The sequence below is a fragment of the Mesorhizobium sp. BR1-1-2 genome, assembly GCF_020165435.1.
Taxonomy (GTDB): Bacteria; Pseudomonadota; Alphaproteobacteria; order Rhizobiales; family Rhizobiaceae; genus Mesorhizobium.
Genome location: NZ_JAIUID010000004.1, coordinates 582,784 through 603,044, shown reverse-complemented (window position 1 = coordinate 603,044; position 20,261 = coordinate 582,784). Strand labels below are relative to the sequence as shown.

Below are 20,261 nucleotides of genomic sequence, written 5' to 3'. Positions count from 1 at the left end.
GAACGCCGTCACCGACCGGGTGGATGTGAACGTCACGTCAAGCGCCACTCGAGAAAGCGACGGCTTGTCTCGACGTAATTCTGGGCCCACCAGTCGACATCCACGAACATGACTTCTGGATCGTCGAATTTCGGCTGATTGGCTTGAACCTCCGCCTTCATGAGCGGAACCGCGCCCGGATTTATAGGAGTGGAGCCGGTCTGATTGCAGAATTCGGCTTGCAGGTCGGGCCGCAGGAAATGCCCCATAAGCTGCATGGCGATGTCGCGCTTCTTTGTTCCCTTGGGGATTACGTGCGTTCCCGGCGTCAGGAAGTTCGGCCCGTACGCAAAATCGACCGAAGACCCCTGCTTCTGCGCGGCCTCGATGCGTGAACTGTAGGTGAATACGAAATCCACCTCGTTGTTCTGCAGGAGTGACACGGTCTGGGGCGTTTCCGCGATCCAATGCGCAACGCTCCGCTTGATCTTGTCGAGCGACGCGAACGCGCGATCGACATCGATGGGATAGACATCACGCGGAGCGACGCCATCCGCTATCAAGGCCATCTCCAAATTGTCTTCGGGCCGCGAGCGCAGTCCCCGCCTGCCGGGAAAACGTTCAATGTCCCAGAATTCCGCCCAACCGGTCGGATGCTTGCCGGCGGGGAATTTCTCGGGATTGAAGCCTATGCCGCCCCGGGAAAAATAATAGGTGTTGAAGAATTTGGACTGACCCCGCTCAAGCGGCCCGTTCTTGTGGACAACCGCATAATCGATCTCCTCCAGCAGCCCGTCATTGCCGGCTGCCGACGCCTGCGGCCCGATAAGATTGACTAGGTCCCATTCGATATTTCCGGTCTGCACCTGCGCCTTCAACTTGGCCAGGTCTGCGCCGGGATTGGAGATGATTTCGATGCCGGTTTCCTTGGTGAACGATTCGATGAATACCTTGTTGATTACGTCCTGTGTCGAACCGCCATATCCGATATAGACAAGAGATTCAGCGGCCCGAGAGCGGGTCGTCAGTAGACTTGGCGCGGCCAAACCGATGCCCACCGCTGCCGAGTTTCTCAAAAACTGTCGGCGCGTCACGGTTTTGTGGATCGAATTCTTGGATATTATCGACATTCCACCCCTCCCGATGGTGAAAGTGCGCCAAGGCGCTCTTCAGTCTGATGTGAAAATCATATCAAGCAGCGGCCTTTGCCCGCGCGCTTGAATTCGCCGAATTCCGGACAATGAAATTGGCCTGCATTCACCCAGATTTGGAAATAGCCCACCGGCACCGGCACGGCGTTCCTTGTCCCGGTTCTGAAAAGACCACGCCGCTCACTTTGCTCGGATATGAATTCGGCCATCGCCTGGGGCCGGCCAGATGTCTAGGACCGAGTGAGGGAGTTTCGGATCTGGCGCGATTTGCACGGCGCCGATGCGCTCCAGCGCATCTTCGGGCACAAACGTGCTCGCCATTGCTCTATGCCTACGCGCCGACGGCAGGCGCAAGACAGGCACGGCTCAAATGGCCTCGCGACTTCTGCGCCCGGGCGACCGACCCAATTGAGGTCAGCGCTTGTTCAGCAGCCCCATGTCGCCTGCAATGTCGTGGATGAGGAATTTCCTGCTGAACAGCCATTGGCCGCCGACTTCCTTGAAGCTGTCTTTGTAGGTGCCGCCCATCACCGGGATCAGTCCAGCTTCCGATTCCCTGACGATGAGGTAATCGGAAACGGCGGATGCCTCCTTGCCCGCCACCTCGATCGCGGTGTTGCAGATGTAGTGCTTGCGCTGGGGGCCGTTTCCCTTCGTTGGAACGACCGTCGCCAGGAAGGCTTCGATCTCGCCTCGCCCCGTCGCGGCGCCATAATCGGTTTCCCATAAGCCATCCTCGGCGAACAGGGAGGCGACTCCAGCGAAATTGCAGGCATCGAGGTTATGGCAGTATTTCGCCATCGCTTCGCGGATGGCATCCTTTGCCAACAGGACGTCAAGTGTGCTCATTTTCAACTCCGGGATCGACCGTGCCACGAGAGGACGCGTCGCTGCTGTTGTCACTGAAATCTTCCGTCAGGGGGTTGGCCTTCGCCAGTTGCGATCGCAGGAGCGACAGCTTCTCGTCGATCCGCTCGATGGCATCCGCGCCGAGGATAAGGTGCAAGGGTGGATCCGTCTTGCTCGCCAGGTGCCATACGGCCGCTGCCACGGCGCGTACGTCGCTGCCCTGCGGGCGGCATTGCGCCCAAGTTCGTCCGTGCGTGCGCCGGCGGTCGCCTAATAGGCCTCCATCCGGACATCCGCCTGCCAGATCGAAGGACCGTTGAAACCGGTGCGCATTCCGCCCGGCGCGACCATAGACACCCTGATGCCCATGCCGGCGACCTCCTTGCGGAGTGCTTCCGTTAAGCCTTCCAGCGCAAACTTGGTGGCGCAATACGCGCCAGTTCCGGGATTTGAGACAAATCCGGCCACAGAGCCAATGTTGATGATGAACCCACTGCCGCGCTCGCGCATCGAAGGCAGCACTTCGCGTATCAGCGTAGCGACTCCGAAGAAATTGACGTCGAACAGGGCGCGCAGGCTCGTGTCGGACGTCTCCTCGATCGCGCCGTGAATTCCCTGCCCCGCATTGTTCACCAATATGTCGATGCGGCCCGCCCATTGTTCCACCTTGCGAACGGCTGCACGAATGCTTTCGGAGTTGCTGATATCAAGCGCCACAGGCAATGCCGTGTCTGGAAATTCAGCAAATACCGGGTCTGCCGGGGACATTTTGCGTCCCGTCAGCGCCACCCGGTCTCCACGAGCGAGGGCGGCACGGGCAATAGCTGAGCCAAGCCCCTTGCTGGCCCCCGTTACGAGCCAAATACGCATGTTTCCTCCGCATACTCGAACCCGACGGGAAAGAACAAGCTCACGCACATATCCGTCGCGACCTTACAAACGATATCGTTTGACAGCGGTGACATCGATGTCCAGACCGAGCCCGGGCGCTTCTCCCAGGTGCAGATATCCATCTCGCGGCCAGGGGACTTCCCGGAACATGGCGATGGACCATGGCATGTATTCCACCGTCCGGCCGTTTGGAATCGCGGCGACGAGATGAAGTTGCACCTCGGGCGCGAGGTGGCTCACGACCGGCTTGCCGTGAACCTGCGCCAGTTCCGCGATGGCGAGCCACGGCGTTATTCCCCCTGCGCGAAACGGATCGATCATCACGTAGTCCGGCGGCGCGGCATTCAAGAGTTGGTCGAAGCCGTTGAGCCGATAGATGAATTCGCCGGTCGCGACCGGGACGGGCTGCCCGCCGTTCACCGCCGCCTGCCCGCGCAGGTCGTCATGGGCAATCGGATCCTCGAGCCAGCAAAGGTTGAATTCAGCCATCGCATGGCCCATTTCGATCGCCTGCTGGACAGTCCAGCGCTGGTTGACGTCGCACATCAGTTCAACATCCTGGCCGAGCGCCTCCCGAACCCGACGAATTCGATCCACCTCCCTGTGCCGATCGTAAGCGCCAGGCAGGGCAAGCTGCATCTTGACCTGCCGGTGGCCGTCGTCGGTCAGGCGACGGCATGCCCGCAGGACTATGTCGAGATCGAAATCCCGCATCATGGCTCCGCTGGCATAGGCCGGCACCGGTGTGCCCTTCGCCCCAAGCAATCGCCATAGCGGTTGTCCCGCCACCTTGCCCTTGATATCCCACAAAGCGATATCGAGCGCCGCCTGAGCAAGCGTGAAAATACCCGCTGGGCCAGAGCCACCCGCGAGTGCGCTGATCTTTTCGAATAGTGGCGCAGGATCAAGCGGGTCATGCCCGAGGCACATTTCCGCCATGTCCTCCACGGCCACTTTCAATGCGCGAGAAAGGCCCGCGCCAAGGAAGGTGAAACCGATACCCTCCACGCCTTCGTCGGTACGCAGCAGAAGCAATACCGTGGGCCTGCTCGCGTTCGGCCTGGATGGTCCGCCCGCGAGAGGCTCATTGACCGGCAGGCCGAGCAGCAGAACCTCGAAGCCTGTAATCATCATCGGGTGGTCAGTCCGCCAAGGAGTGGGTAACGAATTTGGAAACCAGATACGGCTCCATGGCTTCCGAGCCGCCCTCGGAGCCGTAGCCGCTGTCCTTCACGCCTCCGAACGGCGTCTCCGGAAGACCGAGGCCATGATGGTTGATCGAAACCATCCCGCTCTCCATCGCATCGCTCACCATGGCTGCCGTGCGTGCGGAACGCGTGTAGGCATAGGCGGCCAGCCCATAGGGAAGCCTGTTCGCCTCTTCGACCATGCTGTCGAAATCGGCGAAGCGCTGCAGCGTCATGATCGGACCAAAGGGCTCCTCGTTCATGATCCTTGCCGGCTGCGGAACGTCCTCCAGGATCGTCGGCTCGAAGAAATTTCCCTGGTTGCCGATTCGGCGGCCGCCTGTGGCGACGGATGCATTACGGTCCGTGGCGTCCTGCACGAAAGCCTCCATCGCCTGCACGCGCCGGGGATTGGCCAAAGGCCCCATCTCCGTGCCGGGGTCGGAGCCATTGCCGGTCTTCAGCCGGGCCGCGCGCTCGACGAGCTTGGACTTGAACTCACCGTAAACCTTGTCCTGGATCAGGATGCGCGCGGGCGAGGTGCAGACCTGGCCGGCATTCCGGAACTTGAACGCCGTGAGCAGGTCGGCGGCACGCTCGAGATTGGCGTCCTCGAACACGAGCGTGGGCGAATGTCCGCCCAGTTCCATCGTGGCGCGTTTCATGTGCGCACCGGCCATGGCGGCGAGTTGCTTGCCGACGACGGTCGATCCCGTGAAGGAAATCTTACGGATGGCTGGATGGGGGATGAGAAACGACGATATTTCGCTCGGCACGCCATAGACCAGATTGAGGACGCCGGCGGGAATACCCGCGTCATGCAGGGCGCCGACGATCCGGGCAAGCGCTTCGGGGGCTTCTTCCGGTCCCTTCAGGATCACGGAACAGCCGCTGGCAAGCGCTGCGCCGATCTTGCGGGCAGCCTGTGCGAGAGGAAAGTTCCACGGGCTGAACGATGCCACCGGACCGACCGGCTCGCGCGTGACGGAGAGCCTTACATCCGGAGCCCGAGACGGAATGATCCTGCCATAGACCCTGCGCCCCTCCTCTGCGAACCATTCGAAGATGTCGGCGGAAGATTCCACCTCCTGCCTTGCCTGTGCGAGGGGCTTGCCCTGCTCTCGGGTCAGAAGAGGCGCTATGACGGCGCTTCGCTCACGGATCAGCGCCGATGCCTTTCGAAGAAGGGCGCTGCGTTCGACGGCCGATTTCGCCCGCCACAGCCGGAAGCCTTTGTCGGCGGCGCTGCAAGCTTCTTCGAGATCCTTGGAGGTCGCCACGGCCACCGCTCCCGCCGTGGCGCCGGTTGCCGGATCCCAGAAATCGGTAGTCTCGCGCGTCGCGCCGTCGCGCCACATGCCGTCGATATAAAGTTGAACCGTTTCACCCATAATCTGTCAGTCCTTGGTTTGCGGCGCAGCGCTTCCCCAGCACTACTGGATCAGTTTGCTGAGGAGCTTGAATTGCGGCGCGGCGGCCGTCTTCATCATCTCGAACACGACCATTTCGGCCGTGACAATCGCTATACCCGCAGCATTCATCCTGTCGCGGGCGATCTCCTTGCTGGAATCGGCCCGCGAGCCGGTGGCGTCCACCGCAACGAACACCTCGAAGCCTCGACGTTTGAGTTCCAGCGCGGTCTGGAGAACGCAGATGTGAGCTTCCAGACCGCACAGGATCGCCTGCTTCCGCCCCAAACCCTCGATATGCGCCATGAGGCCCAGGTCGCGGGCACAGGAGAATTCCACCTTGGCAAAGATGGCATCGTCGCCAACAAGCTCCGCGAGAGCCGGAACCGTCTTTCCAAGCCCTCTGGGATACTGCTCCGAAACGACCGCGGGAACCTCCATTTCGCTTGCCGCCTTCAAGAGCACGGCGCAGTTGCGTTCCACCGCGACATTGTTTGCGACCGCCGGAAGCAGCCGCTCCTGGACGTCGATGACCAGCAGGAATGCGGTCGTGGCTTCCACAAGCATCATCATTTTCCCATATCACGCGGCCGAAGCTTCGCTAGGAACCGTATTGGACGCGCGTTCCTTCTTGATCAGATCCGCCATGCGTTCGGCGACCATGATCGTCGGTATATTCGTGTTGGCGCGGGGAATGGACGGCATCACAGATGCATCGCATACGCGGAGCCTTCCAACGCCGTAGACACGGCCACTGTTGTCCGTCACCGCCAGCGGATCGTCCTGCCTGCCCATCCGGCAGGTACCCACTGGATGCCAGACCCCCGTCACGCACTCGGTCAGATAGTTGTCGAGGACCGTGTCGTCGGAAAGGATTTCCGCAAGCGTTGCCCCCTCGGTCACGAATTTCCTGACAAGCCACGGCCGCATGGCCGGAAGGGCGTCAAGCATCGAGGCAAAGATCTGCATCACCGCCTGGTTGCGCATACCGGGCACGGAGAAGTGCCGGACCCGGTCGGAATAATTGGCGGGGAAGGCTATGCTGGAAATGCCCGAGACGGTTTCGGATTGTGCCAGCGCCGCCACGAAGCGGAATGCCTCTCTCAACCTTTGCATGTCGCGATCGTCAGAAAGCATCCTGAAATCAACGATTGGCTCAGCGTCGACGCCGCCGCTGGCCAATCGCACGCTTCCCTGGGAATAGGATTTGTTGACCCAGACATAGAGCGTGCCGATCCGATATCCCATCGCGTGCCAGCCGGAGCGGGCAATTATGGCGAGGCTCATATCGCCGTCGGGACAATCCTCCAGCCCGGACGAATATCTGAGATGGGCTTGGGTATGATGGCGAAAGGGATTGTGCATGCGGGCGGAGCGGTCGAGCAGGCACGACACGGAGATGACCGGGTGCTCAATCAGGTTGCGCCCGACGCCACGACGATCGGCGATGCCCTTCAAGCCCAGCGCGGCAACTTCGCTCGCCGGCCCGATGCCGCTACGCAAAAGCATTGCGGGGCTGTGTATGGTTCCGCAACTCAACACGGTTTCGCGCGCGGCAACGGTGTGATGCCGGCCTTGGCCGTCCCGCAGGACGGCGCCCGTGGCTTCCTTGCCGTCGAACATGATCCGTTCGACCATCGTCTCCGTCAGCACCGACAAATTGGATCGCGCACGCACGCTCGGCGTCAGATACGCATAGGCGCAGGAAACGCGCTGCCCGTTTTCATCGACTGAAGTCGCCACCGGCATGTAGCCGTCGCGCCAGGCGCCGTTCTGGTCATCGACCAGCCCGTAGCCTTGCCGGCCGAGTTCGCCCGTCACCGCCCGGACGAAGCCTGTCCAGTCATCCGTGGGAAAGCGGCTGATCGCCACCGGGCCATCGGCACCGTGCAGGTCGTCGTGGAAATTCAGGTCGCGTTCGAGCTTGCGGAAATAGGGCAGAACGGACTCCCAATCCCATCCGCCCGCCCCGAGGCGCTCCCATTCATCATAGTCGGATGGCGCGCCCCTGTTGGCGCAGAGACCGTTGATCGTCGAGCCGCCACCCAAAAGCCGCGACTGCTCGTAGCGGGCGATGCGCCCGGCTTCGGGATCGTTTCGCCGGCCGCCGCCCAGGCGCGCCTTCAATCCGGGCCATGTGTAGTCCGGATTGAAATATGCTTTGCCCGGATAGTTGGAAAGCACGTCGTCGGACGCGGTCTCACGGGTCACATTCTTGCCGGCCTCCACCAGCACGACCGAGACGTTCGGATCCTCGGAGAGCCGGGAAGCCAAGGTACAACCGGCAGAACCGCCACCGATGATCAGGTAGTCACAAGTTTCGCCGGGCGCGGCGGGATGGCTGCGAGGGGACATCAGCGCTTCTCCTGCCCGGCACCCAAGGCGAGTGGAGACGACGCGCCCTCGCGCACGAAAATCCAGGTTATGATGCGCTCCTTGAAACGCCAGCGCCCGTCCTTCCCGCACTCGTAAATGTCGTCGTAGTCGGCCACGACCATCGGTTCGGCGGGATGCGGCGGCAGGCCGTCTTTGGCAAAGAGTGTCAGGACGCATGATCCACCCACGCGGCCATCATCGAGAGGCGTCAAGCGCAGATTGCTAAAGATGTGTCTCGCCGTGCGCGGGCCATTGTCCTTGCGGAGACTGTAGCTGTTGCGGATTGCCTCTCTGCCGACGCTGCGGCCTCCCGTCGAACGGCCATAGACGCCATCGACGGTAAACAGGTCCGCGACCCTTTCGGACTGATCGTGGTCGATCAGGTAGGCGAACTCCGAGTTCAGGGCTTCGATTTCGAGCCGCAGCAAGAGCAGGTTGCGAAAGTCCATGGCAGTCATTCTAGCCGATCGCTATTACGGTGTTAGAGAGAGTCCCGATTTTTTCGATGGAGACGGAAACCGGCCCCCCCAGTGTGCGCAGATCGACATTCTGCACAGCCCTACCGGTTCCGTTCGCGCGCTGGAGCGCGGTTCCCATTGAGACGATGTCACCCGGCACCATCGTCATGTAGCCGGAGATGAACTCCAGGACTTCGGGGATTTTGTGGGTAAGGTTGCGGGTGCTGTCTTCCGTGACGAGCTCGCCCTTATGGTCGCATCTAACCGAAAGCGCGTGCGGATCAGGCACCTGGGTTCGCAAGACGATCCAAGGCCCCATGGGGGAGAACGTGTCGCTGCATTTGTAGCGTCCCGAATAGGATACGAAGGTGTCGACATATTCGATCACCGTATCGTCGTCCTTGCGCGGATGGATCGCACGATAGTGAAACGTATCCTCGGCCCGCATGGTGGGAGATGTGATGTCGTTGTGGATTGTATAGCCGAAGACGTAATCCATTGCCTCGGCGGCGCGAATGTCCTTTGCCGTCTTGCCGATAACCAGCGCCAGTTCCGGCTCGGGGTGGACACGTCCGTAATGTTCCTTGACCAGAATCGATTCGCCGTGCCCTACCAAAGCGTTCGCGCCTTTCACGAAGATCGCCGGATGGTTCGGCCCCGAGAGGATCCGATCCGAATTGGCGCTGTTGTTGAGCGCGAGGCAACAGATTTTTGACGGCCTGCGGACTGGCGGGTGCCACTGAATGGCCTCCGGAGCTATCGCCGGTATCGCATCGGGATTGGCCGAGAAGGCGTCGTGGACCTGAGCCAGGTCTTGCAGAGCAGCCGGGCCTGCCTCGATCAACGACACCATGTCGCCGCTCCAGGCCGGCGAAGCGCCCGTGAAAGCCTTCAGGGCGTCCGCGAGACTTGCAATCCGACCGTCAGGGCCCTCGGTAACCAGGATATCGGCTCCCGCTGCTTTCACACTTGCGATTTTCAAATCCCGCACCTTTCTCGTTATTGACGGCGCGGCACGAATATTGGCCGCGTTGAATCTGCCTGATGCCGCCAATGATTTGCCAGGCAAACGCCCGCTTGGAGCTTGTTGATGCCCGAATTCAGCAAAGAGACCCTCCAGACGCAAACGACTTGCGCTCCAATTTCGACCACTGAAACTCAAATCGGCAATCCGATCCGCCGCGCACGCCCGTGATAGAAGGAAGCGGAACCATGAGGAGGACGACTTGAAGATCGAAACCGTCGACAGTTTCATGCTTTCCCTGCCGTATCGGACGAGCGGAGGTTTTCATTATATTGCCGGCCGGCCGTCGAATGCGCTTGCGATGCTGCTGGTCCGAATCAGGACCACGGATGGGTTGACGGGATGGGGCGAAGCCTTTGGCCACGCCGGCGCGGTCGCGACAAAATCCATGATCGACAGTTTGGTGGCGCCGCTGCTGGTGGGCGAAGACGCGCGCGACATCGGCACACTGATGGAGAGCGTCCGCCGCAAGATCCATTTGTTTGGGCTCAGCGGACCGGCAGTCTACGCGATTTCCGGCATCGACATCGCCCTGTGGGACCTCCGCGGTAAACGAGAGGGCAAATCAGTGTCCGACCTTCTCGGGAAGAGGCGGCATGAATTGCCGGTCTATGCAAGTTTCCTGCGGTGTTCGTCGGACGAGGCCTTGGAGAAAACCTGTTCCAGCGCGCTGGGCGAAGGCTATGGAACCGTCAAGCTGCATGAGATCACCCTTGAACGGATACGGCTGGCGCGGCGCAGCCTCGGCGAACCGACCGCGTTGGCGGTCGATACGAACTGCCCGTGGAGCGTCGAACAGTCGAAGGAAGTGCTTGCGGCGGTCCGCGACCTGAACCTGCGATGGATAGAGGAACCCGTATGGCCGCCGGACGACTATGCCGGGCTTGCGCGCCTGCGCGGGGCCGGGACGCCGATTTCCGCCGGAGAGAACACGGCATCCGTCGACGATTTTGAACGGCTCCTCGCCGCCAAGGCGGTGGATGTCCTGCAACCCAGCGTCTGCAAGGTTGGCGGCATCACCGAAATGCTCAAAATACTGACGATGGCGGATAAGTATGGCGTCGAAGCGATCCCCCATTGCGGATATATGGGTTCCGGTTATCTCGCCAACCTGCACATCGTCGCATCGCTACAGCCGGAAATTCCGGTGGAACGCCTCTATATCGAGCTGGAAGAATCTCCCTTCCTCACGATGCCCGTGGTCGCTAACGGACATACGGTTGTTCCCGCCGGCCCAGGACTGGGTTGTGACCCGGATATGAGGATTGTTGAAAAATGGCAGGCCACATAAGCTGTTTTCCCATGCCGCTGGTAACCCCTCAGCCACAGGAAACCGACGAAGAGTCTCCCAGCTCTTCGAAGCGGCGCAGCTACGCGGATGTGAGCCTGGTGCAGCGAACGCTTGCGGTGCTGGAATGCGCCAACCGGCTTGAATTGATCACGGTGCAACGGATCAGCGACGAATGCGCGATCCCGCCCAGCAGCGTCGTACGCATCCTCGAAACGCTTTGCGCGGAAGGTTATTTTGAACATGTTTCGCGGCGGGGCGGATATTCGCTCACCTCCAAGGTCAAGGCGCTCAGCGCGGGCTATCACAGCAAATCACTGATCGTCGAGATCGTGAAGCCTGCCGTGGACGCCCTGACGAAGGAATATCTCTGGCCCTTTGCCGCGGCGACGCTCGAGCACAATGCGATGGTTGTCCAATACTCCTCGATTCCGCTTAGCCCGCTGGCACATGTGCGAAGCACGCTGCACAAGCGCGCCTCCCTGATCAGTCGGGCTCACGGGCTCGCTTACATGGCATTCTGCAGCAGCCGCGAAAGAACCCTGCTCCTGAGGCTCGCACTGGAGCGCGACTTCGAAGAAGACAAGATCGTCAGCACCAACTATCAGTGGCGCAAAGCGCTGCGAATGACGCGCAAGGCAGGATATGCAAGTCGACTTTCGAGGGCCGATCCTTTCACGAATTCATTGGCGGTGCCAATCGTGGTCGAGCCCGGGCACGTCGTTGCCACTATCGGTGTAACCTACTTTCGAAGGGTCGTTAAACGTTCGCAGATCACGGTCATGGCCGATGCGCTTCGTGCGGAAGCTTCATCCGCCGCCGATGCGATAAGGCGCAGAATGTAGCCTTTCCGAAAGACCGATCGAACGCATCGCGTGTCTTACCTGCACGCTGGGGCTGAACCGCCGAATGCTCAACGCGGCCGGTGCTCCGGTGGATGTCCGGAGCCTCGGATGCTCCAGTTTCATTCGCTGAAAGTGACGATGGTGCTTATTGCCTCCATCGATATTTTCCGTCTGGCTCGAACGCCTTGTTCGATTCAAGAGCCGAGCCACGCGTCTTCCGGAAATACTGATGATCAAGAAATTGCTTCCTCCACGCTTCGCCACGGATACCGAGCACGCCGTCGTTTACCGGCGTGAAAACGAGTTCGCGAGCCACCCCTTTTCCCGCGGCTTCTGGGAAACCGCGGCGGGCCATCTCATCTGCAATTTTTCGGTTGCCGCCGCCGATTATTCCGGAGACCCCCGCGGCCTCGCCCACCACAATCTGATCAAGAATCCGGGCGGCAGGCGTGGCGTCACGATTCGATCGGAGGATCGGGGCCGGACATGGCATATTTGGAACGAGGACAGGAACCGCCCCGGGATGGACGTTAGAGGCCCGCAGCCGGGGATAGACGGAAAGCCCGGCGGCTTGGTGGAAATCGGGCCGATCGACTTCACCGACAGGGATGTCCTCGTCTCGAATTTTTATTACCAGTACACACAGGAAGATCCACAAATCAGGGATTTCGTGCCGACCCTGACCACCGCTTTCGGCCCCCCGGACAACCAAGTCTTTTTCCGCATTTCAAAAGACGCTGGCCAGACCTGGTCGCGCTCGGCGATGCTGCCGCTCGACGGCCTCTATTCGCTAAGCGCCGTGGAATCCTCATTGGTCCGACCCGATGGACGATGTCTGCTCTTCCTGACGGGCGGCGAGACCAGCGAAGGACAGCACAACCGGTTCCCTGCCGGGCCCGAACACGGCGCGCCCAACCGGCCACTTGTCTACCGCAGCACTGAAGATGGCACCGAATTCCACTTTCTCTCCTTCATAACCCCGCGAGACGATCCCGATTTCAGCGGAATGCAGCGAATGTATCCGCGCGGCATCATGTTGCCGAGCGGCAGAATCTTCTGCACGTTGCGTGTCGATCGGAACTGGTCAGGCGACATGTGGACCGAAGCTTTCAAGAGCGACGATGGCGGGCAGACCTGGCAGTTCCTTTCGCGAGTCAACGATTTCGGGGCGCCAGGCTCCCCTGTGCTGCTGAACGACGGGCGCCTGGTGGTCGTCTACACCTATCGGCTGCCGCCCTATGGCATGCGCGCCATTGTCAGCGAGGACGAGGGAGAGACATGGGGTCCGGAAATCATCATCCGTGGCGATGGCGGCAGTTGGGATATCGGCTATCCGCGCGCTTGGGAGGTTGAGGCGGGCAGGGTTGGAACGGTTTACCACTACAACGATATTAACGATCCCATCCAGGTAAAGCCGGCCGACACTCTTTGGGGTGCGGGCGGCGTGCGCTACATAGCCCGCAGCATCTTCTCGGTGGATTGATCGTGAAAGGTCGGCCCGCCGCACTTTCGGCAGCCATTGACGATCAACAACCATGACGAGGCCACTGCGGCCTGGCCGCCAAAATCGTCGCCACCGATCGCCGGTATAATTTCACTTGATGAAATTATAGACAGTCCGCATTGCTATCCGGCCCTGCGAGGAAGTATTCGACCCTGCAAGCAGCGGCCGGGTACGCGGACAGGCGGGCTACTGGAACCCAGCCTCAAGCGGCTGATCTGCCTCGAGTTCGTTCGGCTGAGACTCGTCATTCCTTAATATTCTAATGCCTTGGGAGGGGTAATGAGGTCGAGCAACAATGCGTCCAACCCGGAAGAAGCAGGCACCGGCAAACCGGCGTTGGCCGGCATCAGGATCGTGGATCTGACGCAATTTGAGGCGGGAACGTCTTGCACCGAAACCCTGGCCTGGCTTGGCGCGGACGTCATCAAGGTCGAGCCGCCGAAGCGCGGAGAACAGGGTCGCGGCGCGACCACCGACAAGCTCGGCTCCGACTCCCCTTATTTCCTTCTGCTCAATGCAAACAAGCGCAGCGTGACATGCAATTTGAAGACGGAAGAAGGCCGTAAGCTGATTGAGAAGCTGATCGCGCAGGCCGACATCTTCATCGAGAATTTCGCGCCCGGCGCGATCGAGCGGCTTGGCTTCGACTATGAACACGTGCACTCGATAAACCCGCGTATCATCTATGCGCAGATCAAGGGGTTTGCACCGACGGGTCGGTTCAGGAACTTCCTCGCATTCGATCCGATAGCCCAGGCCGCCGGTGGGGCATTGTCGATCACGGGTGAAGACGGCGGCCGCCCTTTGAAGCCAGGGCCGAACATCGGTGATACCGGAGCGGGGCTTCACTGCGCGATCGGCATTCTGGCCGCGCTGCATCAACGTCATACAACCAATAAGGGCCAGCGCATCGAAGTCACGATGCAGGACGCCGTCATCAATTTCGGCCGCATCGCCTATGCGGCGCAATATATGTTCGGCGCCCCCGCGCCACGCTGCGGCAACCAGAGCATCATCGCCGGTACGTCGCCAAGCGAGGTTTATCCCTGCAAGGGCGGCGGGCCCAACGATTACTGCTATGTCTACACGACTCGCGCCAGCAATGCCCATTGGCATCGCCTGCTGGAAGTCGTGGACCGCAATGATCTCCTGGACGATCCGCGTTTCATCGACGCCAAATCCCGTGCGGCCAATTTCCGCAGCGTGGACGAAGTCATATCGGCCTGGACCGTCCAGCATGACAAACACACCGTCATGCAGCTTATCGGCGACGCCGGAATCCCGGTCAGCGCCACCTTCGACACGGTCGAGCTTTCGCAGGATCCAGACCTGCGCGAGCGAGGCACGTTCGTTACGGTCGATCATCCAGTGCGTGGCGAATTTGTTCTCCCCGGAGCCATGATCAAGCTATCGGCCAGCCACGTGCCGGTGAAACCCGCACCTTTGCTCGGCGCCGACAATATCGAGATCTATCGGGATCTGCTTGGCGTTCCCGAAGATGAAATCGCGCGCCTGCAGGAAGCTGGCGCGATCTAGACAGCTTGATCTAACCACTTCCTGCCCCTGAACAGAAGAAGACGAAAATGGTCCGTGGATATACGTTGTTTGGCGAAGCTCTCGCGAGAGAGAGTGTAGAAACTGGCTTCTACATCATGGGAGGACCGATAAACGATGCGGTCAAGGCTGCCATCAGCGGCGGTGTGCGCATGGTGGATACCCGGCACGAGCAGGCGGCTGCAATGGCCGCGCAGGCCTACGCGCGAGTAAAATGCAAGCCTGGCTTATGCATGGGCGCATCCGGGCCGGGGACGATCAATCTTACCCTGGGCCTCGCCAATGCACTGGTCGACTGTGCGCCCGTCGTCGCCTTCGGAGGAGCAAGCCCAGTTGGGCAGTATCTGCAGGGCTCGTTTCAGGAGGTAGATCAGTTGGCAATCATGCGGCCAGTCACGAAATGGGCCGAACGTGTCTATGACGCTCGACGTATTCCGGAGTACGTCAACATTGCCCTCCGGCGCGCCATGGCCGGCAAGCCAGGCCCGGTTTATATCGATCTACCCGGAGACGTGCTTTATGCCGAAGTGGACGAGGCCGAAGTTGTATGGCCCAAGACGCCGGCAAGTGCGGCACGCAGCAGACCGGCTGCCGACGCGGCTACGTTGTCCAAGGTCGCCGACGCGCTTGCAAAGGCAAAACGCCCTGTCATCGTGACAGGCAGCGGCATCCTGTGGTCGCAGGCTTCCGAGCAGCTTGGCGCCTTCGTCGATGCGACCGGCATTCCATTCTACACCACGCCTCAGGGCCGCGGCGTGATTCCCGAAGACCATCCTTATTTCTACGCTCATGCGCGTTCCACGGCCTTCAAAGAAGCCGACCTCGTGCTGATTGTCGGTACTCGCCTCAACTACGTCATTTCTCACGCCCGCCCGCCACGTTTCTCGGAAACCGCGACGATCGTTCAGATCGACACGGACGCCGATGCCGTCGGAGCAAGCGACCGGGTGGATATCGGCATCGTGGCGGATGCCGCCGCGGTGCTGGAACAACTCCGCGACGCCGTGAAGTCGTCGCTCACGCCGGACGGGTTCGCAGAATGGCGGGAGCAACTTGCCACGGTGGAGCGCAAGCGGGCGCCAAAGCACGAGGACGCCATCGCTGCCGACCAGATGCCTGTTCATCCCCTCCGGCTTTGCAAGGAGGTTCGCGATTTCATCGACCGGGACGCCATACTGGTTGTGGACGGCCAGGAGATTCTCAATTTCGGCCGTCAGACAATTCCAACCTACCGGCCAGGCCACAGGCTGAACTCGGGGCCGTTCGGCACCATGGGCGTGGGCATGCCCTTCGGCGTGGGCGCCAAGGCCGCTCGACCCGACGCTCAAGTCGTGGTGCTGCATGGCGACGGCTCGTTTGGCCTCAATGCGATGGAACTCGATACAGCGGCCCGGCATGGCCTGCCGCTCCTCGTCGTCATCAGCCTGAACGGAGGGTGGACAGCCGATCCTACAAAGGTCAAGCCTGGCCGGGATCTCGGTTACACGCGTTTCGACAAGATGGCCGAATCCCTTGGTTGCTATGGCGAATATGTGGAGCGCCCAGAAGACATCAGGCCGGCTCTCGAACGTGGCGCCGTGGCAGTCTCGAAGGGGCAAACCGCCGTCATCAACGTCGTGACTGACTGGCGTGCGCAGTCCACCACCGCGAGTTTCACCGCTTATCGAACCTGAGGGGGTTCAGGTGGACCAGGCGCGCCCGCGCTGCTCGTCGGACCACAGCGAAATGGCGCGCCGTCGCCATCACCGACACATCGACCACGGAAGTAAAGTGCAGAAACGTGGGAGGGGCTGTCCAGCTCGGAAGCAGAAAACGTTCAAAAGTGGAGGAGACTATGGGCACGAACGACAAGACTGAAATCGACGCGATCAACCGCAGCCGGCCAACCCGGCGTAGCGTGATACTTGGATCGGCGGCGGCACTGGCGCTCTTTTCCTCGGCAGGCGCGCTTGCCGAGCAATGGCCGTCCCGGCCGATCGAACTGATCGTTCCGTTTGCGCCGGGAGGCGGCACCGATCTTCTGGCGCGGGCGCTGGCGGATGAACTTTCAAAGCAGTTTGACGTGCCCGTGCAAGTCGTCAATCGCGCGGGCGGTGGCGGCGTTGTCGGCTTCGAGGACATCAAGGCGGCAAAACCCGATGGCTATACGCTCGGCATTCTCACGGCGCAGTTGATCACGGCGAACCTGCGTGGCGTGATGAAAACGTCCTACAAGGACTTCGCGCCCGTGGCGATGCTGACGATTGACTATGCCGGCCTGAGCGTCCAGGCCAATTCCAAGTGGAAGACGCTGCCCGAGTTTCTGGACGCCGCAAAGGCCGATCCAGGTTCGATAACGGTTGGCAACGGCAGCCAGGGCGGCAGCTTCCATATGCTTGCCCGCAATCTGGAGGAAGCCGCGGGCGTGAAGTTCAAGCACGTGCCGTTCGATGGAGGACCGGCGGCCATCGTTCAGTTGCTTGGCGGACATATCGACAGCACCGTCAACGGTGTCACCGAGACGTTGCCCTACATCCAATCGGGACAGCTACGCATGCTCGCCGTGGCGGGAACGAAGCGATACCCTGAGCTGCCCGAAGTGGCGACGTCGGCCGAACTGGGCTATCCGCTCGATATCGCCACCTGGCGAGGTGTGGGAATGCCGAAGGACACGCCTGCCGAAATTGTTTCCAAGGTCTCCGACGCGGTTGCAAGCGCCGTGAAAAGCGAAAACTTCCTTGATTCAATGAAAAAGATCGGTGCCAACGTCGAATATATGAACTCCCCCGATCTGACAGCGTATCTCGCGAAGCAGGAAGAAGTTTACAAGAAGATATTCTGACATCCAAAGATCGCATTACATCGTCGATGATTCCAGAGAGTTTCGAAAATGAAACTAAATAAACCGGAATGCGCCGTAGCTGCCTCCATTGTTATTTTTGGTATCGCCATGGCTTGTTTCGGGAGTTTCTATGGCGTTGGCTCTCTTGAAAATATGGGGGCCGGGTATTTCCCGGTCCTCCTTGGCATTACCACTGCGGCTGCCGGCATCGCGGTCTTGCTTGAGGTCCGGCACTCGGACACTCCAGCGCCCGAAATTCCCTGGCGGGCCTTCATCTGTGTTTTCTCGGCGCTCCTGATCTGGGCTCTCCTGGTCGAGCACATCGGGCTGTTTCCAAGTTCAATGCTGCTCGTGATTCTCGGGTCGCTAGGGCGCAACAAGGTCAGGATGCGAGCCATGATCCTCACCGCGCTCATCGCCTCGGCTGCCTCCGTGGTGATTTTCATCGAGGGGTTCGAGCTTCCCCTGCGCGCTATTGCCTGGTGACGCGATGACGAATTCCCTTGTAAATCTCATGCATGGCTTCGGGCACGCCCTGACGCCTGAGGCTCTTCTATTCTGCCTGATCGGTGTAACGATCGGCACGCTTGTGGGCGTTCTGCCCGGCATCGGCGCGCTAGCCGCAATTTCGCTGAGTCTGCCGTTGACGTATTATGTCGATCCGCTGCTTGCGCTGATCATGTTGTCCGGCATTTTCTATGGAACCCAGTATGGCGGGTCGATCACGGCGATCCTGCTCAACCTCCCCGGGGAGCCGTCAACCGCGATCACTTGCCTTGATGCGCATCCGATGGCCAAGAAAGGTCGAGCGGGAGCCGCCCTGTTCATTACGGCTGGCGCTTCTTTCGTGGGTGGGACGCTTGCGCTCGTCCTGCTGGTTTGCTTCACGCCGTTTCTGGCGAGCATCGCGCTGCGCTTTTCCTCGGCCGACTACTTTGCGCTCATTCTCTTCTGCCTGATTGGGGCCTCGATGCTCGGGCTTGGGTCGCCGGTGAAAGGCTTCTCCATGGTAGCTGTGGGACTGCTGCTCGGCATGGTCGGGACGGATGTCACCACAGGGCAGGCACGCTTCACGCTGGGCGTCCCATCCTTGATCGACGGTGTCGATCTCGTAGCAATGATGATGGGGCTGTTCGGGGTGTCGGAGATCATTTCTACCTACCTGCACGAGGACGGCGCTTCAAAGCCCGAGCGGGTAACGCTCCGCTCACTCATCCCGACACGCCAGGAGGTACGGGAGTTGACGATGCCGACCCTGCGGGGTTCGGTTCTGGGTTCCGTGATCGGACTGCTGCCTGGCATGGGCGCCACTTTGGGAACCTTCATCGCCTACTCGATCGAGAAGCGCATTTCCCGCGATCCGTCTAAATTCGGCACCGGCGCGATCGAAGGGATCGCTTCGCCCGAGGCCTGCAACAATGCGACGGTCCAGGCCTCGTTCATCCCCATGCTCGGCATCGGAATCCCCAGCGGCGCGGTCATGGCGGTGCTGATGGGCGCGATGATGATTCATGGAATCCAGCCCGGACCGCTGATGATGGTGCAGCATGCGGATATTTTCTGGGGGGTGGTCGCGAGCATGTGGGTTGGAAACGTGATGCTGCTGGTTCTGAACATTCCGCTCATCGGCATATGGGTCAGACTGCTTTCTGTGCCTTCGCACATCCTGAGCCCCATCGTTCTGCTGGTGATGTGTATCGGTGTCTACAGCGTCAACAACAACGTCTTCGACATCTACACGATGATGATATTCGGAATCCTGGGCTACATATGCTCTTCCTTCGGGTATTCGCCGGCGCTTCTCATACTGGGGGTCATATTGTCCCCCATCCTAGAGGAGCATTTCCGACGCGCCCTGCTGATTTCGGATGGAGATTATTTCGTCTTCCTGCAGGAGCCGATCAGCGGCACGTTCATCGTTCTGGGCCTTATGATCGTTGCCCTGTCGCTGCGCGGCGGCGCATCGGCGCTGATCCTGAAGAGGCGCAATGCCCGGATCATCGATGAGTAGTCGCACCTTTTGCGACGCCTACTAGATCGAAAGGCAGAAGACGAGCGATTGTCGGGAGTCAGATATTGGTAAAGCCGTTGTTCGTAATGGTGGCGCCGAACGGTGCGCGCCGGACCAAGGCCGACCACCCGGCGCTCCCGATTTCAGCCAATGAACTGGCAAGCACTGCCGTCGAATGCCGTGCGGCAGGCGCCGCAGCCATGCACCTTCATATACGAGACCCGTTCGGCAGGCATAGTCTCGACGTCTCCGGATACGCCGAGGCCGTGCGCGTGGTTTCGACGGCGGTCCCCCGCCTCACGGTACAGGTCACGACAGAAGCGGCGTCCATTTGCACGGTGTGCGATCAAGAGCGGGTCCTTTCGGAGCTCAAACCGCATTATGCATCGGTTTCGATAGCGGAGATCTTGCGTGACGGTGAAGAAAGGGCGATCGAAATCGTCCAGCGCGCCATCGCTTCCGAAATCTCCATCCAGTACATTCTCTATTCGGCCGAAGACATTCGCACCCTCTCCGGCCTGCGCGGGCGGCTCTTCGATGACGATCGGCAGCCCAGTACCCTGCTTGTCGCCGGTCGGTACGGTGTCATCGACGACGCCACCGTGGATATGGTCGACGACCTCTACCGCGTTTTGAGCGCGGAAGGTCTCTCAGGCCAGGGCAAATGGATGGCTTGTGCTTTCGGTCGCGGGGAAATGGCTTGCCTGGAAGCCGTGATCGAACTGGGAGGGCATGTCCGTGTGGGATTCGAGAATGCGATAGTCGACGCCCATGGCAAGCTGGCTGTCAGCAATGCGGAGCGTGTCGCGAAAGTAGCGGAAATGGCCGCAACCGCCGGCCGGCCTTTGGCCGATGAACACCTGGCGCCGTCGGTTCTCGGATAAAGACCGCATATAGCGTTGCACCGGCCGTAT

19 protein-coding genes are annotated in these 20,261 nt (G+C 60.5%); 9 read left to right on the top strand and 10 right to left on the bottom strand.

All coding sequences use genetic code 11. The features are described from left to right. Positions 1–32: 32 nt before the first annotated feature. The 10 genes from LB551_RS12545 to LB551_RS12500 all read right to left on the bottom strand — a co-directional run bounded on the left by LB551_RS12545 (position 33) and on the right by LB551_RS12500 (position 9,555). Positions 33–1,073, bottom strand: a complete 1,041-nt coding sequence (locus LB551_RS12545; protein ID WP_224659341.1) for an ABC transporter substrate-binding protein — start codon at positions 1,071–1,073, stop codon at positions 33–35. 471 nt (positions 1,074–1,544) lie between these two features. Continuing rightward, positions 1,545–1,979 (bottom strand): nuclear transport factor 2 family protein, encoded by a 435-nt coding sequence (locus LB551_RS12540; RefSeq protein ID WP_140518043.1) that lies wholly within the window; start codon positions 1,977–1,979, stop codon positions 1,545–1,547. After that, positions 1,966–2,136, bottom strand: a complete 171-nt coding sequence (locus LB551_RS12535) for a hypothetical protein (protein ID WP_224659340.1) — start codon at positions 2,134–2,136, stop codon at positions 1,966–1,968. The genes LB551_RS12540 and LB551_RS12535 overlap by 14 nt, the downstream gene beginning before the upstream one ends. Positions 2,137–2,249: 113 nt before the next feature. Next, the gene (locus tag LB551_RS12530; protein WP_224659339.1) at positions 2,250–2,849 is read right to left on the bottom strand and encodes an SDR family NAD(P)-dependent oxidoreductase; all 600 of its coding nucleotides are present in this window, start codon (positions 2,847–2,849) and stop codon (positions 2,250–2,252) included. A 63-nt stretch (positions 2,850–2,912) separates the two neighbouring features. After that, positions 2,913–4,004 (bottom strand): mandelate racemase/muconate lactonizing enzyme family protein, encoded by a 1,092-nt coding sequence (locus LB551_RS12525; RefSeq protein WP_224659338.1) that lies wholly within the window; start codon positions 4,002–4,004, stop codon positions 2,913–2,915. Positions 4,005–4,011: 7 nt separating this feature from the next. Further along, positions 4,012–5,448, bottom strand: coding sequence for an NAD-dependent succinate-semialdehyde dehydrogenase (locus LB551_RS12520; RefSeq protein ID WP_224659337.1), 1,437 nt, complete (start codon positions 5,446–5,448; stop codon positions 4,012–4,014). 42 nt (positions 5,449–5,490) lie between these two features. Continuing rightward, on the bottom strand, positions 5,491–6,033 hold the full coding sequence (locus tag LB551_RS12515) for an isochorismatase family protein (RefSeq protein ID WP_224659336.1): 543 nt from the start codon (positions 6,031–6,033) through the stop codon (positions 5,491–5,493). A 15-nt stretch (positions 6,034–6,048) separates the two neighbouring features. After that, a complete protein-coding gene (locus LB551_RS12510; protein WP_224659335.1) occupies positions 6,049–7,821 on the bottom strand; it encodes a GMC family oxidoreductase in 1,773 nt (590 codons plus the stop codon). Next, positions 7,821–8,291 (bottom strand): nuclear transport factor 2 family protein, encoded by a 471-nt coding sequence (locus tag LB551_RS12505; protein WP_224659334.1) that lies wholly within the window; start codon positions 8,289–8,291, stop codon positions 7,821–7,823. Before LB551_RS12505 ends, LB551_RS12510 begins: the two co-directional genes overlap by 1 nt. Positions 8,292–8,301: 10 nt before the next feature. Beyond that, complete coding sequence (locus tag LB551_RS12500) at positions 8,302–9,555, bottom strand: fumarylacetoacetate hydrolase family protein (RefSeq protein WP_140549779.1); 1,254 nt, start codon at positions 9,553–9,555, stop codon at positions 8,302–8,304. Here LB551_RS12500 and LB551_RS12495 point away from each other — a divergent pair. From LB551_RS12495 to LB551_RS12455, 9 genes are all read left to right on the top strand, one after another. Beyond that, positions 9,527–10,615 (top strand): mandelate racemase/muconate lactonizing enzyme family protein, encoded by a 1,089-nt coding sequence (locus LB551_RS12495; RefSeq protein ID WP_224659333.1) that lies wholly within the window; start codon positions 9,527–9,529, stop codon positions 10,613–10,615. The two genes, LB551_RS12500 and LB551_RS12495, sit on opposite strands and share 29 nt — an antisense overlap. Beyond that, positions 10,600–11,457: a helix-turn-helix domain-containing protein gene (locus LB551_RS12490; protein ID WP_140549777.1), complete on the top strand. Its 858-nt coding sequence runs from the start codon at positions 10,600–10,602 to the stop codon at positions 11,455–11,457. The genes LB551_RS12495 and LB551_RS12490 overlap by 16 nt, the downstream gene beginning before the upstream one ends. Positions 11,458–11,686: 229 nt before the next feature. Next, a complete protein-coding gene (locus tag LB551_RS12485) occupies positions 11,687–12,940 on the top strand; it encodes a sialidase family protein (RefSeq protein ID WP_224659332.1) in 1,254 nt (417 codons plus the stop codon). 357 nt (positions 12,941–13,297) lie between these two features. Beyond that, the gene (locus LB551_RS12480) at positions 13,298–14,497 is read left to right on the top strand and encodes a CoA transferase (protein WP_224659331.1); all 1,200 of its coding nucleotides are present in this window, start codon (positions 13,298–13,300) and stop codon (positions 14,495–14,497) included. Positions 14,498–14,544: 47 nt separating this feature from the next. Then, positions 14,545–16,188 carry a thiamine pyrophosphate-binding protein gene (locus LB551_RS12475; RefSeq protein ID WP_224659330.1) on the top strand — a complete coding sequence of 548 codons (1,644 nt, stop codon included), beginning with the start codon at positions 14,545–14,547 and terminating at the stop codon, positions 16,186–16,188. A gap of 161 nt (positions 16,189–16,349) precedes the next feature. Beyond that, positions 16,350–17,336 carry a Bug family tripartite tricarboxylate transporter substrate binding protein gene (locus LB551_RS12470; protein WP_224623839.1) on the top strand — a complete coding sequence of 329 codons (987 nt, stop codon included), beginning with the start codon at positions 16,350–16,352 and terminating at the stop codon, positions 17,334–17,336. Positions 17,337–17,384: 48 nt separating this feature from the next. Then, entirely contained in the window at positions 17,385–17,822 is a 438-nt protein-coding gene (locus LB551_RS12465) for a tripartite tricarboxylate transporter TctB family protein (RefSeq protein ID WP_140666745.1), read from the top strand. Positions 17,823–17,826: 4 nt separating this feature from the next. Continuing rightward, positions 17,827–19,347, top strand: coding sequence for a tripartite tricarboxylate transporter permease (locus tag LB551_RS12460; RefSeq protein WP_224659329.1), 1,521 nt, complete (start codon positions 17,827–17,829; stop codon positions 19,345–19,347). A 65-nt stretch (positions 19,348–19,412) separates the two neighbouring features. Next, entirely contained in the window at positions 19,413–20,231 is an 819-nt protein-coding gene (locus LB551_RS12455; RefSeq protein ID WP_224659328.1) for a 3-keto-5-aminohexanoate cleavage protein, read from the top strand. The last annotated feature ends 30 nt before the right edge of the window (positions 20,232–20,261 follow it).